The organism is Microbacterium paraoxydans (genome assembly GCF_900105335.1).
Lineage (GTDB): Bacteria > Actinomycetota > Actinomycetes > Actinomycetales > Microbacteriaceae > Microbacterium > Microbacterium paraoxydans.
Genome location: NZ_LT629770.1, coordinates 2,850,735 through 2,863,566, shown reverse-complemented (window position 1 = coordinate 2,863,566; position 12,832 = coordinate 2,850,735). Strand labels below are relative to the sequence as shown.

General features: G+C 70.6%; 9 protein-coding genes. 1 reads left to right on the top strand and 8 read right to left on the bottom strand.

Features of this window, described 5'->3' with window-relative positions; translation table 11 throughout:
• The first annotated feature begins 111 nt into the window (after positions 1-111).
• Positions 112-384 (top strand): GlsB/YeaQ/YmgE family stress response membrane protein, encoded by a 273-nt coding sequence (locus BLU02_RS14075; protein WP_025103755.1) that lies wholly within the window; start codon positions 112-114, stop codon positions 382-384.
• A 96-nt stretch (positions 385-480) separates the two neighbouring features.
• Here the strand turns inward: BLU02_RS14075 and BLU02_RS14070 are convergent, their stop codons facing one another.
• The 8 genes from BLU02_RS14070 to BLU02_RS14035 form a co-directional block, all read right to left on the bottom strand.
• Complete coding sequence (locus tag BLU02_RS14070; RefSeq protein WP_060922037.1) at positions 481-1,776, bottom strand: RNA polymerase sigma factor; 1,296 nt, start codon at positions 1,774-1,776, stop codon at positions 481-483.
• 13 nt (positions 1,777-1,789) lie between these two features.
• Complete coding sequence (locus BLU02_RS14065) at positions 1,790-2,218, bottom strand: YciI family protein (protein WP_060922038.1); 429 nt, start codon at positions 2,216-2,218, stop codon at positions 1,790-1,792.
• Between the two features lie 197 nt (positions 2,219-2,415).
• Entirely contained in the window at positions 2,416-3,804 is a 1,389-nt protein-coding gene (locus BLU02_RS14060; RefSeq protein ID WP_060922039.1) for a glycosyltransferase, read from the bottom strand.
• 8 nt (positions 3,805-3,812) lie between these two features.
• Positions 3,813-5,399: a glutamine-hydrolyzing GMP synthase gene (gene guaA / locus BLU02_RS14055; protein WP_060922040.1), complete on the bottom strand. Its 1,587-nt coding sequence runs from the start codon at positions 5,397-5,399 to the stop codon at positions 3,813-3,815.
• Positions 5,396-5,908 (bottom strand): DUF3817 domain-containing protein, encoded by a 513-nt coding sequence (locus BLU02_RS14050; protein ID WP_060922041.1) that lies wholly within the window; start codon positions 5,906-5,908, stop codon positions 5,396-5,398. Before BLU02_RS14050 ends, guaA begins: the two co-directional genes overlap by 4 nt.
• Positions 5,909-6,011: 103 nt before the next feature.
• Complete coding sequence (locus BLU02_RS14045; protein WP_060922042.1) at positions 6,012-10,652, bottom strand: ExeM/NucH family extracellular endonuclease; 4,641 nt, start codon at positions 10,650-10,652, stop codon at positions 6,012-6,014.
• Between the two features lie 241 nt (positions 10,653-10,893).
• Positions 10,894-11,652 carry an SURF1 family protein gene (locus tag BLU02_RS14040; protein ID WP_082750040.1) on the bottom strand — a complete coding sequence of 253 codons (759 nt, stop codon included), beginning with the start codon at positions 11,650-11,652 and terminating at the stop codon, positions 10,894-10,896.
• A gap of 57 nt (positions 11,653-11,709) precedes the next feature.
• A complete protein-coding gene (locus tag BLU02_RS14035) occupies positions 11,710-12,825 on the bottom strand; it encodes a GuaB3 family IMP dehydrogenase-related protein (RefSeq protein ID WP_025103746.1) in 1,116 nt (371 codons plus the stop codon).
• Between the last annotated feature and the right edge of the window lie 7 nt (positions 12,826-12,832).

Sequence of the window (12,832 nt, the reverse complement as noted above, 5' to 3'; positions counted from 1 at the left end):
TGCCATATCCGGGAGGGAGCGCGCAAGGGGTTGGCACGCGATTCCGCGGCCGGGCACAGTAGGTGTCACGAAGCCCCGGCACCCCGGGGCTCCTGACCCAAGGAGCTGACCATGAGTTTTCTCGGCTTTCTTCTTCTCGGCCTCATCGCCGGAGCCATCGCGAAGCTGATCCTGCCCGGCAAGCAGGGTGGCGGATGGTTCATCACCCTGCTGCTCGGCGTCGTCGGCGCCCTGCTCGGCGGCTGGCTCGGCAGCCTGATCCTCAACCGTCCGCTCACCGAGTTCTGGGACCTCGGGACCTGGCTCCTCGCCATCGGCGGTTCGATCATCGTGCTGCTGATCTACGGCCTCATCGCCGGCCGCGGCCAGCGGGTCAACGACTGACGCAGACCCCACTCGACGCGCTCCGCGTCACCCACGCCCGTCCCTCACGGCTGCGAGAGCATCCGTGAGGGGCGGGTCTTTTCGTGCCGCGGCCGGTCAGCTCGCGGCGCCACGCGCCTTGCGCTCCAGGAGCTCGCGCTCACGGTCGTTGCCGGCCAGTCCCGCGGCCGCCGCGAACTCGCTGCGCGCCTCGCTCTCCCGCCCGAGTCGGCGCAGCAGCTCGCCGCGCGTGGCGGGAAGCAGGTGGTAGCCGTGCAGCGCCCCGGACGCCGCCAACTCATCTATCAGCCGCAGGGCGGAGGCGGGCCCGGTGGCCATGGCCACGGCGGCCGCGCGATTGAGCTCCACCACCGGGGACGGAGTGAGCCGGCTGAGCGCCTCGTAGAGGACGACGATGCGGTCCCACTCGGTCTCCTCCAGGGACGGCGCGACGGCATGGCATTCGGCGATGGCGGCCTGCAGACTGTAGGGGCCGCGTCCACGGCCGAGCCCGTCCGCCCGCGCCAGGGCCGCTCTCCCCCGCGCGATGCGGCTGCGGTCCCACCGCCGACGGTCCTGATCCGCGAGCAGCACCGGGTTCCCGTTCCGGTCGGTCCGCGCCGGGAAGCGTGCGGCGGTGAGCTCCAGGAGCGCGAGCAGGCCGTGAACCTCCGGTTCCCGAGGCTGCAGCGCGGCGAGCACCCTGGCGAGCCGGATGGCCTCGTCGCTCAGCTCCGGCCGCATCCACTCCGGACCGCTGCTGGCCGCGTGCGCCTCGTTGAAGATGAGATAGAGCACACCGAGGACCGCGCCGAGCCGCGCCGGCTGCTCTTCCCGCGGCGGCAACTCGAACGGCGCGTGCGCGGCCGCCAGCGTCTTCTTCGCGCGCACGATCCGTTGCTGCACGGTCGCCGTGGGGACGAGGAAGGCGCGGGCGATCTCCTCACTCGACAGACCACCCACGACCCGCAGCGTCAGCGCGACCTGCGCCTCCCGGGAGAGCACCGGGTGGCACGCGATGAAGAGGAGGCGCAGCACATCGTCGTCCACGGCATCCGGGTCCCAGGGCAGCTCGGGCCCCTGCGCCTTCTCCCGTTCGAGGTCGTGCGCGATCAGAGCGAGGCGGTCGTCCAGCCGCTCGCGGCGGCGCCACCCGTCCACCGCCTTCCGCTTCGCCACGGTCGTGAGCCACGCCGCGGCGTTGCGTGGCACCCCCTCAACGGGCCACTGCCGCAGCGCGGCGACCAGAGCCTCCTGCGCGAGGTCCTCCGCCAGACCGAAGTCGCCGACCATCCGCGTCAGTGTGCCGACGATGCGCGCGGACTCGATGCGCCACACCGCCGCGACGGCCCGCTCGGCCGCCTCCTGCGCGGAGGCGGCCGAGCTCGTCACGGGGTCGGGTGAGCGGTCCATCAGCGGAGCGGCGTCACGCCTGCTCGGCGCGGCGGGCCTGCTCCTCCCGCCAGCCCGCCTCCTTCTCGATCCACTCGTTGTCGGCGGGGAAGTCCTCCGGCCCGGTCACCCGGCGCACCTCGAGGAACGATCCCGGTCCGAGCGGCGCCCGGCTCGCCCATTCCGCGGCCTCCTCCCGCGAGGAGACCTCGATGATCCAGAAGCCGTTGAAAAGCTCCTTCGTCTCCCCATAGGGGCCGTCAGTGATGAGCGGCTTCTCGGCGCTGAAGTCGACGACGAAGCCCTCGGCCGCGTCGGTCAGCCCCTCGCCCGCGACGAGGACGCCCGCCTTCATCATGGACTCGTTGTACCGGCCCATGGCCTCGACGACCTGCTCGAAGGGCATCTCCTGATAGGCCGCCACCGCGTCGTCGGTCGCGCGCATGATGAGCATGAACTTCATGATGTTCTCCTTGTTCCGAAGGGCCGTGTCTCGACCCTCTCATCACAGACGTCGAACGGGAACGGCGGAGATCGACATCGGGGGCGAAAGTTCTTCCCGCTCCCACGCCGGGCGCCCTGTTCGACATCGTCAGGGCCGGGGGCGCGGGAGCGCTACGGACCCGACGTACCCCGACGCCCCATCGGGACGGTCGCGTTTCAGCGGCGCCGTGACGGAGCCTGCACGACGGCTGAGATGGTCGCGGCCAGCGCCTCCATCGACCGCTCCGGACTCCACGCCGCAGCGACGGCCGGCGCCTCGGCACGCAGCGCCGTCAGACGCTCCGGGTCGGTCAGCAGTTCCCGCAGCGCAACGCCCAGCGCACCGATGTCTCCCGCGGGGACGAGAACGCCACCGCCCGCGCCGAGGACATCGCGGATGCCGTACCGCACGTCGTAGGACACCACCGGCGTGCCGTGCAGGAGCGCCTCCACGATGCCGAGCGGCTGTCCTTCGAACGCGGTGGAGGTGATCAGGACGGACGCACGATCGAGCACGGTGGCCGGGTCCGCGGTATAGCCGCAGAGCCGCACGCGGTCCGCGGCGTCGAGCTCGGCGATCAGTGCCGCCAGCCGCTCCTGCTCCGCTCCCGTGCCCCAGATCTCCATCCGGGAGCCCGGCACGTCCGCCTCGACGAAAGCGCGGATGGAATGGTCGATGCGCTTGCCGGCCGCGAGCCGACCCAGCACGACCACGAGACCCTCCTCGCGCAGGTCGTCACGGCGCTCGACCGGCGCGATGGGATTCGGCACCACGACATGGTTGGCGGCCTCGCCGAACCGCGCCACGACGTCGTCACGCTGCGTGGCCGTCGGCCAGATGACCGCGTCGAAGCGGTCGGCCAGCCGGAACCAGCGCGTCCAGAGCGTATTCAAGCCGGCGTCGGGCGTGTAGGGCGCCTCGACGTGCATGGTGTGGATGGGGTGCAGGATGCGCACGCGCGGGTCCCCCCAGTCGGCGACCAGTTCGCCGAGCTGACGGGATTCGCAGATCACGACGATCGGCCGGTCGCCCAGCGCCGCCGTGACATGGTCGAGCCAGGCGCCGTAGAGCCCGCGGAAGCCGTGCAGCGCCCCGACGACCGCACCGGCGCCGTCGTACACCAGCACCGGTTCATCCGTCAGATGCCAGTCGGGGTTGCCGGGGATTACCGGGAGGGCCACGAAGGGACGACCCTCCGGGTCCGCGAGCACCCGGTACTCCACATCGGGGTCGGCCGTCACCGCATCGTCTGCCGCGTCCCGCAGCCAGGCGGCGGCTCCGCCCTGCGGGGCGACCGCCTCGTCGAAGAGGTTCCGCAGTCGATCCGGGTCCGCGAGCGCGCCGCGGTCGGCGAAGACGCGGCGGTGCTCGGCGTGATCCGCGCGCGTTCCCGGGTCGAACGTGAGCAGCTGCGGACCCCGGCCCTCACCGGCGCCCGCTCCAGCGAGCAGCCTGGCGCGCGCGAGCGTGGCGATCGTGTACCCGCCGTCCAGCCCCGGGATCAGGCGGCTGGACAGCACCAGATACTCGACGTCCGGGAGGACCGGTGCCGAGACCGGGGGCATCGTGCCCCCTACTCCCACTCGATCGTCCCCGGCGGCTTCGACGTGACGTCGAGCACGACGCGGTTCACGTCGCGGACGCCGTTCGTGATGCGGTTCGAGATCTTCGACAGTACGTCGTACGGCAGACGGGTCCAGTCAGCCGTCATCGCGTCTTCGCTCGACACCGGGCGCAGCACGATCGGGTGACCGTAGGTGCGGCCGTCGCCCTGCACGCCCACCGAGCGCACGTCAGCGAGGAGCACGACGGGGCACTGCCAGATCTCCTGGTCGAGTCCCGCCTTGGTCAGCTCCTCGCGGGCGATGGCGTCGGCCTCACGCAGAATCTCGAGACGGTCAGCGGTGACCTCACCGATGATCCGGATACCGAGGCCGGGCCCCGGAAACGGCTGACGCCCGACGATCGCCTCGGGGATGCCGAGCTCGCGGCCGATCGCACGGACCTCGTCCTTGAAGAGGGCCCGCAGCGGCTCGATGAGCTCGAAGTCGAGGTCGTCCGGCAGGCCGCCCACATTGTGGTGCGACTTGATGTTCGCGGTCCCCGCGCCGCCGCCCGACTCGACGACGTCCGGATAGAGCGTGCCCTGCACGAGGAACTTCACCGGGGCGCCGCCGTCGGCCTTCGCCTCCTCGACGAGGTCGAGCTGCACCTTCTCGAACGCGCGGATGAACTCGCGGCCGATGATCTTGCGCTTCTCCTCGGGGTCGGTCACGCCCTTCAGATGGCCGAGGAAGGTCTCCGCGGCGTCGACCGTGATGAGCCGCACACCGGTGGACTCGACGTAGTCCTTCTCGACCTGCTCGCGCTCGCCCTTGCGGAGGAGACCGTGGTCGACGAAGACGGCGGTGAGCTGGTCGCCGATGGCCTTGTGCACGAGAGCGGTCGAGACGGCGGAGTCCACGCCGCCGGACAGCGCGGAGATGACCCGGGCGTCGCCGACCTGCTCGCGGATGCGCTCGACCTGCTCGGCGATCACGTTGTCGGGGTTCCAGTCGGACGCGAGGCCCGCCCCCTTGTGGAGGAAGTTCTCCAGCACGCGCTGGCCGTGGTCGGAGTGCTTGACCTCCGGGTGCCACTGCACGCCGTAGAAGCCGCGCTCCTCGTTCGCGAAGGCGGCGACCTTCGTGGCCTCCGTCGTCGCGAGCACCTCGAAGCCCTCCGGTGCCTTCGCGACCTGGTCGCCATGGCTCATCCACACGTTCTGCTCGGTCGGCTGCCCGCTGAGCAGCGTGCCGCCGTCACCCGAGATGACCGCATCCGTGGCGCCGTACTCGCGGAGGCCGGTGTGCGCGACCTCCCCGCCGAGGGTCTGGGCCATGTACTGGAAGCCGTAGCAGATGCCGAGCGTGGGGACGCCGAGGTCGAAGACCGACGGGTCGAGCTTCGGCGCGCCCTCCTCGTACACCGACGAAGGTCCGCCGGAGAGGATGATCGCGACGGGGTTCTTGGCGGCGATCTCCTCGGCCGTGGCGGTGTGCGGCACGATCTCGCTGTAGACGCCGGCCTCGCGTACGCGGCGGGCGATGAGCTGCGCGTACTGGGCGCCGAAGTCGACGACGAGCGCGGGGCGCTGCTGGGTCTCGGACTGTTCGGTCAACGGACACCTTCCGGGGCGATCGCGGAGGCCTCGGCGGCCTCCCGGGTGGCGAGATAGGTCTTGACTTCACGGGCGACGACCGCCTCCATGAAGAACGACAGCAGCGGCACGACGCCGCCGAGCGCGAGCAGGATGAACCGCGGGAAGCGCCAGCGCATCAGGCTCCACATGCGGAAGCACGCGAAGAGGTAGACGACGTAGAACCAGCCGTGGGCGACGAGGATGAACAGCGAGATGTTGAAGCCGTCCCCGAGGGAGGTCATCTCGCACGAGTTCGTCCACGGCGCGAACAGCGACCACCACTGGCAGTCCGGCCCCGCGATGACGCCGGCGAACCAGAGCGGGCCGCCCGATCCTCCGGCGAAGAGCTCGAGGTGGATCGGGGTGTACTTCAGCACCATCTCGGCGAGCAGCAGGAGCAGCATGACTCCCGTGATGATCGACGCGATCTGGTAGAACTTCAGCGCACCGCGGATCGCCGGAAAGCTGGCGACTTTCGGTTCGGGCATGCCCCCAGTCTAGTCGGCAGCGGGCGACGCCCCGACCCCGCGGGAACGACGGAGGCCGCCGGGTCGCCCCGACGGCCTCCGCCTCGTCATCCGCCGATCGGCATCAGAACCATCCGGTCAGGAGGTCCCACAGCCAGTCGACGATGTCCTTGATGATCCCGCCGATGCCGCCGGCGCGGTTGACGGTGACCGTGGCCGTGGCCTCGTCCCCATCGGCCTGCGCCACCGCGACGGTGTACTTGCCGGGCTGGGCGTTCTTCGGCACCGTCACCGAGGTGCTGAACGTGCCGTCCTGCCGGACCTGCACCGTCCCCACCTGGACGCCCTGCCCCTTCTTCGACCGGAGCTCCACCGTGACGGTCTCGCCGGGCTGGTAGCCCTCGCCGGTGACGTCGAGCTTCTTACCCGCGGCCACCTTCGAGGAGCCGAGCGCGATGGTCCCCGCGAACTCCTCCTCGCCGGCGATCGTGAACGGCACCTGCACCGTCGTGCCCGTCGCCGGGACCTCGACCGTGAGCTGCTGCTCACCGAACACTCCGGACGGCACCGTGAAGGTGAGGGTGGCGCGGCCGCCCTCGTCGGTGGTGTCCACGATGGTCGGGTCGACCGTGCCGGCCGCGAGCTGGGTGTCTCCGAGCGACAGCGTGACCGCTCCCGGTGCCGCCTCGCCACCGCTGAACGCCAGCGAGGAGAGCGAGACCGTCACCTGGTCGCCCGCGCGGTAGCCGTCGGCGTCAGCCGGACTGACGGTCACGCCGACCGCACGCTGGGCGAGGTCAGGCGAGGCCGTCTTGTTCGCGTCGAACCAGTCGACCATCGACTGGAGGTCGATCTTGCCGGTGTCCCGCTTGCCCGCGCCCTCCTTGAAGGTGGCGAAGTTGTCGCCGCCCGCCGCGAGGAAGGAGTTCGCCGCCACCGTGTACTCCCCGTTCGGGTCGATCGCGGTGCCGTTCAGCGTGATCGAGGTGATCCGCGAACCCGCGACCGCCGTCGGGTCGTAGGCGTAGACCAGACCCTCGGAGACGCCGAGCTTGAGGAACGGTCGCGCCGATCCGGCCGGCTGCCACTGCTCCTCCAGCACGCCCTTCAGCTGCGTCCCGGTGAGGGTCAGCGTGACCAGGGTGTTCGCGAACGGCTGGACGGTCGCCGCCTCTCGGTAGGTGACGTTGCCGTCAGGGTCCTCGGCGTTGCTCGACGCGTAGGTCAGGTTGGCACGGATGCCACCCGGGTTCATGAGCGCGATGTCCGCACCCGTGGACCACTTCTGCACGTCGGCGACGAAGTTGCCGATGGTGGACTCGCCACCGCGGTTCTCCGAGCCGTTGGTCTGCCGCGCGCGGTTGAAGTCGGCGGTGATGTCGCCCACCTTCACCGCTCCCAGCACGTCGGCCTCCGCCTTCGCCTTGTCGACGATGGCCTGCACCTCCGGCACCGCCGGGTACAGCGGCTTGCCTGCGGACGTGAGGGGCTTGATCTCGTTGGTGATCGAGAGCAGCTCCTTCGTCTTCGGGTCGACCTGGATGTTCATGAGGCCGAGGTTCTCGCCGTACTGCCCCGCCGAGACGACCGGCCGGCCGTCGATGACGTGGTTGTAGGCGAGGTGCGTGTGCGCCGAGACGATCGCGTCCACGTCGTCGTCGACGCCGTAGACGATCTCGCCCAGCGGCGAGTCCTCGGTGATCGCGGACAGCGCGGTGCTCTCCGCACCCTCGTGCACGAGCAGGATCACGACGTCCGCCTCGCCGTTCGCGGGGTCCCCGTCGCGCAGGTCGTCGGCCACGGCGTTCACGGAGTCGACGATGCTGCGCACCTCGAGATCCGCGATGCCTTCAGGCGAGACGAGCGAGTCGAGGTCTTCGGTGACGGCGCCCACGAAGCCGACGCGCACCCCGTCGAGCTCCTTGACCCAGGCCGGGGCGAGCGCGGGCTCACCGGTCTCGGTGAGGAACACGTTCGAGGAGATGTACTCCCAGTCCGCGCGCTCCTGCACCCGGTCGCGCAGGTCTTCCCACCCCTGGTCGAACTCGTGGTTGCCCGCAGCGCTCACGTCCAGGCCGGCGGCGTTGAGCGCGTCGATCGTGGGGTTGTCATCGTTGATGAACGAGGTGAACGTCGAGGCCCCGATCAGGTCGCCGGCTCCGGCGAAGATCGTGTTCGGGTTCGCCGCGCGGAACTGCTGCACAGCGCCCGCGAGCACCGCGGCACCCGCCGCGGCCCCGTCGGCCTCGATACGGCCGTGGAAGTCGTTCACCGTCACGACGTCGATGTTCACCGGCGGGATCTCCGAGGAGACGCCGACGAGGATCGGGTCGTGGTCGCTGGACCGGTAAGGGGTGCCCTCCTCGGTGGCGCCGAACGCATAGCCGCGGTCGCTCCACTCCGGCGAGTTGATGCCCCACACACCGGCGCCCGTGATCGACGGGACGAGCGAGGGCGACGCGATCACGTGGTCGAGCGAGCCGAGCTCCCCGTCGAACGTGTACGTGTACTGTCCTGCGGCCTCGTCGGCGGCCACGTCGCTCCACCCCTGCGAGGTGAACACGTCGATCGGGTCTTCCTGCCCGTAGGCGTTGAAGTCGCCGATCAGCAGCATGTCGCTGCTGCCGCTGGTCTCGGCCAGCTCGTCCGTGAAGGCGAGGATGGCCTGCGCCTGCTTCACCCGGTCGGCGTTGAAGAAGCCCTGGCCGTCGGCCGGCTCCGCCCCGGCGCCCTGCGGCGGGGACTTCGACTTCAGGTGATTGGCGACGACGGTGACCACACGGCCGTCGATGTCGAACGCCTGCGCGATCGGCTCGCGGGCGTTGCCCCACACCGACTCGTCGGTGACGGTGGCGCTGTCGCCCACCGTGCTCACGGCGTCCTTCTTGAAGATGATCGCGTTGGTGATGAAGTCCGTCGTCGCCGGGTCCTGCAGGGCCTTCGGTGTGCGGACGTAGTCCCACACGTCCGAGCCCGCGTCGGCGTTGAGGCCGGCGACGAGGTCCTTCAGGGCGGTGTCGACGGGCTTGCCGAGCTTGACCGAGTTCTCGATCTCCATGAGCGCCACGATCTCGGCGTCGAGGCCGTTGATGGCCGAGACGATCTTGGACTTCTGGATCGCGAACTGGGCGGCGTTCGCCGCGCCGCGGGCGTCGGCGTTCTCGCTCTTCAGCGTCGTGAAGTAGTTGTAGACGTTGAACGACGCCACCTGCGCGTCACCGCCCACCTCCGGAGCCTTCTCGGGACGCGGGTTAGTCGCCTCGAAGGTGACCTTGCGCTCCGCCGGGGAGGCGTCGTCGATCGGGACGACCGGCTGCAGCCGCCAGTCGTCGAAGCCCCACTGGAGCACGTAGCCGTTGGACCCGAAGTCGACGGTGTCGCCGTTGCGGACCACCGTGTCCTCCGTGAAGTACGGCTGCTGGCCCGGGTGGCCGTTGTTGGTCACCTGGATGGACCAGGCGTCGTCGAGCAGGATGCGGTTGGCGCGGTTCTCGGCCGCGATGGCGGCCGCGTCGGCACCGGGACGCGTGGTCTCGGTGCTCTTGACGTTGAGGTCGTCGCCGGCGTTCAGCCACAGCGCCCCGTAGTTGTAGAGCTGGTGGCTCGACGCAAGCCGATAGGTGCCTGTCGGGGCGACGTACATGTTCTCGTACTGCTCGCGGTCGGCACCGCGCACGGTGTCCGGGAGCGGCGTGAGGGCGGGCACGCCCACACCCGCGGTGACGACGGAGACGTCGGCCACCGCGGCGGGAGCGATCTGGGTCTGGCCGTAGTACTCGCTCACGGTGCCGGTCACCGAGACGAGGTCGCCGATCTCGAGCGTGGGCGCCAGCGCGTTCAGGAACACGAACACGCCATCCGAGGCGCCGGGGGTCGCGTCGGTCTCGCCGCCCGAGCCCTGCGTCTGGATCACGATGCCCTTATAGCCGCCGGTGCGGTGATCGGCGGTGACGACACCCTCGACGCGGACGCGCTGTCCGGCCAGCGGCGAGACGTCGCCGGTGCCCTGGACCTCGGCGATCGTGGCGGTCTTGGGCTCCGTCCCCGGCTCCTCGCCCGGGTCGGTGCCGGGGTCGGTGCCGCCGGAGTTCTGCGGGGTGATCGTCGCCGACAGCGCGAAGTCCGCCTTGTTGTCGTCCTTGTCGGCACCCGCGGTGCGGTTCAGCGAGCGGACGTCGGTGTTGCTCGAGGGTGCGGCGGCGGCCGCCGTCTCGAAGGTGTTCGAGGTGCCGTAGCCCAGGAGATCGATCACGCCGTCCACGCCGACCGTCGAGCCGGGGGTGAGAGTCACCGCCGCGGTGCCCTCGACGAGGGCCAGCGTGCCGTTGGTGCCGCTCGGGCTCAGCGTCGTGGTGGCGTCGGGGGTCGGGAGGGCGGCGCCGTTGGTGCCGTTGCTGTTCCCCTGCACGAGGAAGTAGCCGCCCGCGGGGATCGTGCCCTTCAGCGGCGCGACGCCGTTGAAGGCGCCGGTCCCGGCTGCGGAGCGGTACTGCAGCGACAGGCCGTCGAGGGTGACGGGCGCCGTCGTCGGGTTGTACAGCTCCACGAACTTGTTCGTGAACGCCGCCCCCGCGCTTCCGCCGGACAGGTAGGCCTCGTTGATCACCACCCCGGTGCCCTCAGTGTTCGCCGACGCGGGCGCGGCCACCAGCGAGCCGAGGCTCAGGGCGGCGACGCACGTCGCGGCGAGAGCGCCCACGCGCCCTCGGATTCTGCGGTGCGAGACGGGGGTCAGGGTCTCCCCGTGCTCAGGAGCGGACATCATCGGTGCTGTCTCCTCGATCGTGTTCCGGCGCTGCTCAGGACGCTGTCATCGCACACATCGGGAACTCCCAGCGTGCGCACATGGAGCGAGCATACGGAGCGGTTCGGACATCCTCAACGGAGTTTTCCCATTGGTCACCGAGCGCTCACCGAATGGCCGCGACACCCCCTGACGAAGGTTCACACCGGGCCGACCCGACGCGCAGAAGCGCAGCATCCGACGCGCGGATGCGCAACAGCGGTCAGACGGCCGCGGACCCCTCGGCGTCCTCGAACTCCTCCAGCTCGCGCTCCCAGGCATCCTTCGCCAGGCGGTACCAGAGGTAGAACGCGAAGCCGGCGAAGATGACCCACTCGGCGGCGTAGAACACGTTGAGCCAGTTGACCGGCGACTGCTCGTCGGGCGCCGGGGAGGCGATGTCGGCGAGGCCTGCCGTCGCGGTCGTGGAGGCGAGGTACGGACGGTAGACGTCGAGCTGCTCGATGTCGTGCCAGCGGCTCAACAGAGCCGCCGGCGACATCCGGTCCAGCTGCTCCGGATCGGTGCGCGGCGGCACCGACGGACCCTCATCCGAGATGATGCGACCGGCGACGGGGACCACGCTGCCGTCCGCGTCGGCCTCGAGGCGCTCCACAGCGGCATCGGCGGCCTCCCGATCCGGTGCCCAGCCGATGGCCACCGCCAGCGAGACCCGCTCGTCGACGCGGAGCTGACCGGTGACCCAGTACCCCTCGACGCCGTCGTTGAAGCGGCTGCCCACGACGAGGAAATCCCCGGGGACCCAGACGCCCTCGGTCTCCACGCGCTGCCCGACCAGGGGCTCGGGGAGGTACTCCCCCGGCACTACGACGTCATCGAGCGGTCGGATCTGCTCGGTCGCCCCCGGCGCCGGAGGATCGGTCTCGATCGCCCGCTCCAGCTGCCACTGACCGAGCCAGGCGAACACCCCGGCGACGACGAGACACAGCAGCAGCATCGCGATCCAGCGTCCCCGCAGCATGACCTCACGGAGGGTCGGCGGGAAGGGAGCAGGTGCGGTCACGGTGATGCGGAGACCTCAGGCCTCGTACGGAGCCAGGACGACCTCCACCCGCTGGAACTCCTTGAGGTCGGAGTACCCGGTGGTGGCCATCGACTTGCGCAGCGCGCCGATGAGGTTCGCGGTGCCGTCGGCGACCGGAGCGGGGCCGTAGAGGATCTCCTCCAGCGTGCCGATGCCGCCCACCTCGACGCGTCGCCCGCGCGGGAGCTTGGGGTGGTGCGCCTCGGGACCCCAGTGGAACCCCTGGCCGGGGGCGTCCGTGGCACGGGCCAGGGCGACGCCGAGCATGACCGCGTCGGCGCCCATGGCGAGCGCCTTCACGATGTCGCCCGAGGTGCCGACGCCGCCGTCGGCGATCACGTGCACGTAGCGGCCGCCGGACTCGTCGAGGTAGTCCCGACGCGCGGCCGCCACATCCGACACCGCGGTCGCCATGGGCGCGTGGATGCCGAGGGTGGCACGGGTGGTGGACGCCGCACCGCCGCCGAAGCCCACGAGCACGCCGGCCGCGCCGGTGCGCATGAGGTGGAGCGCCGCGGTGTAGGTCGCCGCTCCGCCCACGATCACCGGCACGTCGAGGTCGTAGATGAACTTCTTGAGGTTCAGCGGCTCCGCCACGCTGGACACGTGCTCCGCGGAGACGGTCGTGCCGCGGATGACGAACAGGTCGACCCCGGCTGCGGCGACGGTGTCGTAGAACTCCTGAGTGCGCTGCGGGGTGAGGGAGCCGGCGACGGTGACGCCCGCCTCCCGGATCTCGGCGAGGCGGCGGGTGATGAGCTCGGGCTTGATGGGCTCGGAGTAGAGCTCCTGCATGCGCACGGTCGCCCGGTCCTCCGCGAGGCCCGCGATCTCGGCGAGCAGCGGCTCCGGGTCCTCGTAGCGGGTCCAGAGCCCCTCCAGATCGAGCACCCCCAGACCGCCGAGCTGTCCGAGCATGATCGCGGTGCGCGGGCTGACGACCGAGTCCATCGGCGCCCCGAGCACCGGGATCTCGAAGCCGAAGGCGTCGATCGTCCACGCGGTGGACACGTCCTCCGGGTTGCGCGTGCGCCGCGAGGGCACCACCGCGATGTCGTCGAACGTGTACGCGCGACGCGCGCGCTTTCCTCGGCCGAGCTCGATCTCCATGGTCACC

Excerpts from the sequence above, each read along its gene's own strand:
- BLU02_RS14065 (WP_060922038.1), bottom strand. The coding sequence starts at position 2,218 with ATGAAGTTCATGCTCATCATGCGCGCGACCGACGACGCGGTGGCGGCC.
- BLU02_RS14070 (WP_060922037.1), bottom strand. The coding sequence starts at position 1,776 with ATGGACCGCTCACCCGACCCCGTGACGAGCTCGGCCGCCTCCGCGCAG.
- BLU02_RS14040 (WP_082750040.1), bottom strand. The coding sequence starts at position 11,652 with ATGCTGCGGGGACGCTGGATCGCGATGCTGCTGCTGTGTCTCGTCGTC.
- BLU02_RS14045 (WP_060922042.1), bottom strand. The coding sequence starts at position 10,652 with ATGATGTCCGCTCCTGAGCACGGGGAGACCCTGACCCCCGTCTCGCAC.
- BLU02_RS14035 (WP_025103746.1), bottom strand. The coding sequence starts at position 12,825 with ATGGAGATCGAGCTCGGCCGAGGAAAGCGCGCGCGTCGCGCGTACACG.
- BLU02_RS14050 (WP_060922041.1), bottom strand. The coding sequence starts at position 5,908 with ATGCCCGAACCGAAAGTCGCCAGCTTTCCGGCGATCCGCGGTGCGCTG.
- BLU02_RS14075 (WP_025103755.1), top strand. The coding sequence starts at position 112 with ATGAGTTTTCTCGGCTTTCTTCTTCTCGGCCTCATCGCCGGAGCCATC.
- BLU02_RS14060 (WP_060922039.1), bottom strand. The coding sequence starts at position 3,804 with ATGCCCCCGGTCTCGGCACCGGTCCTCCCGGACGTCGAGTATCTGGTG.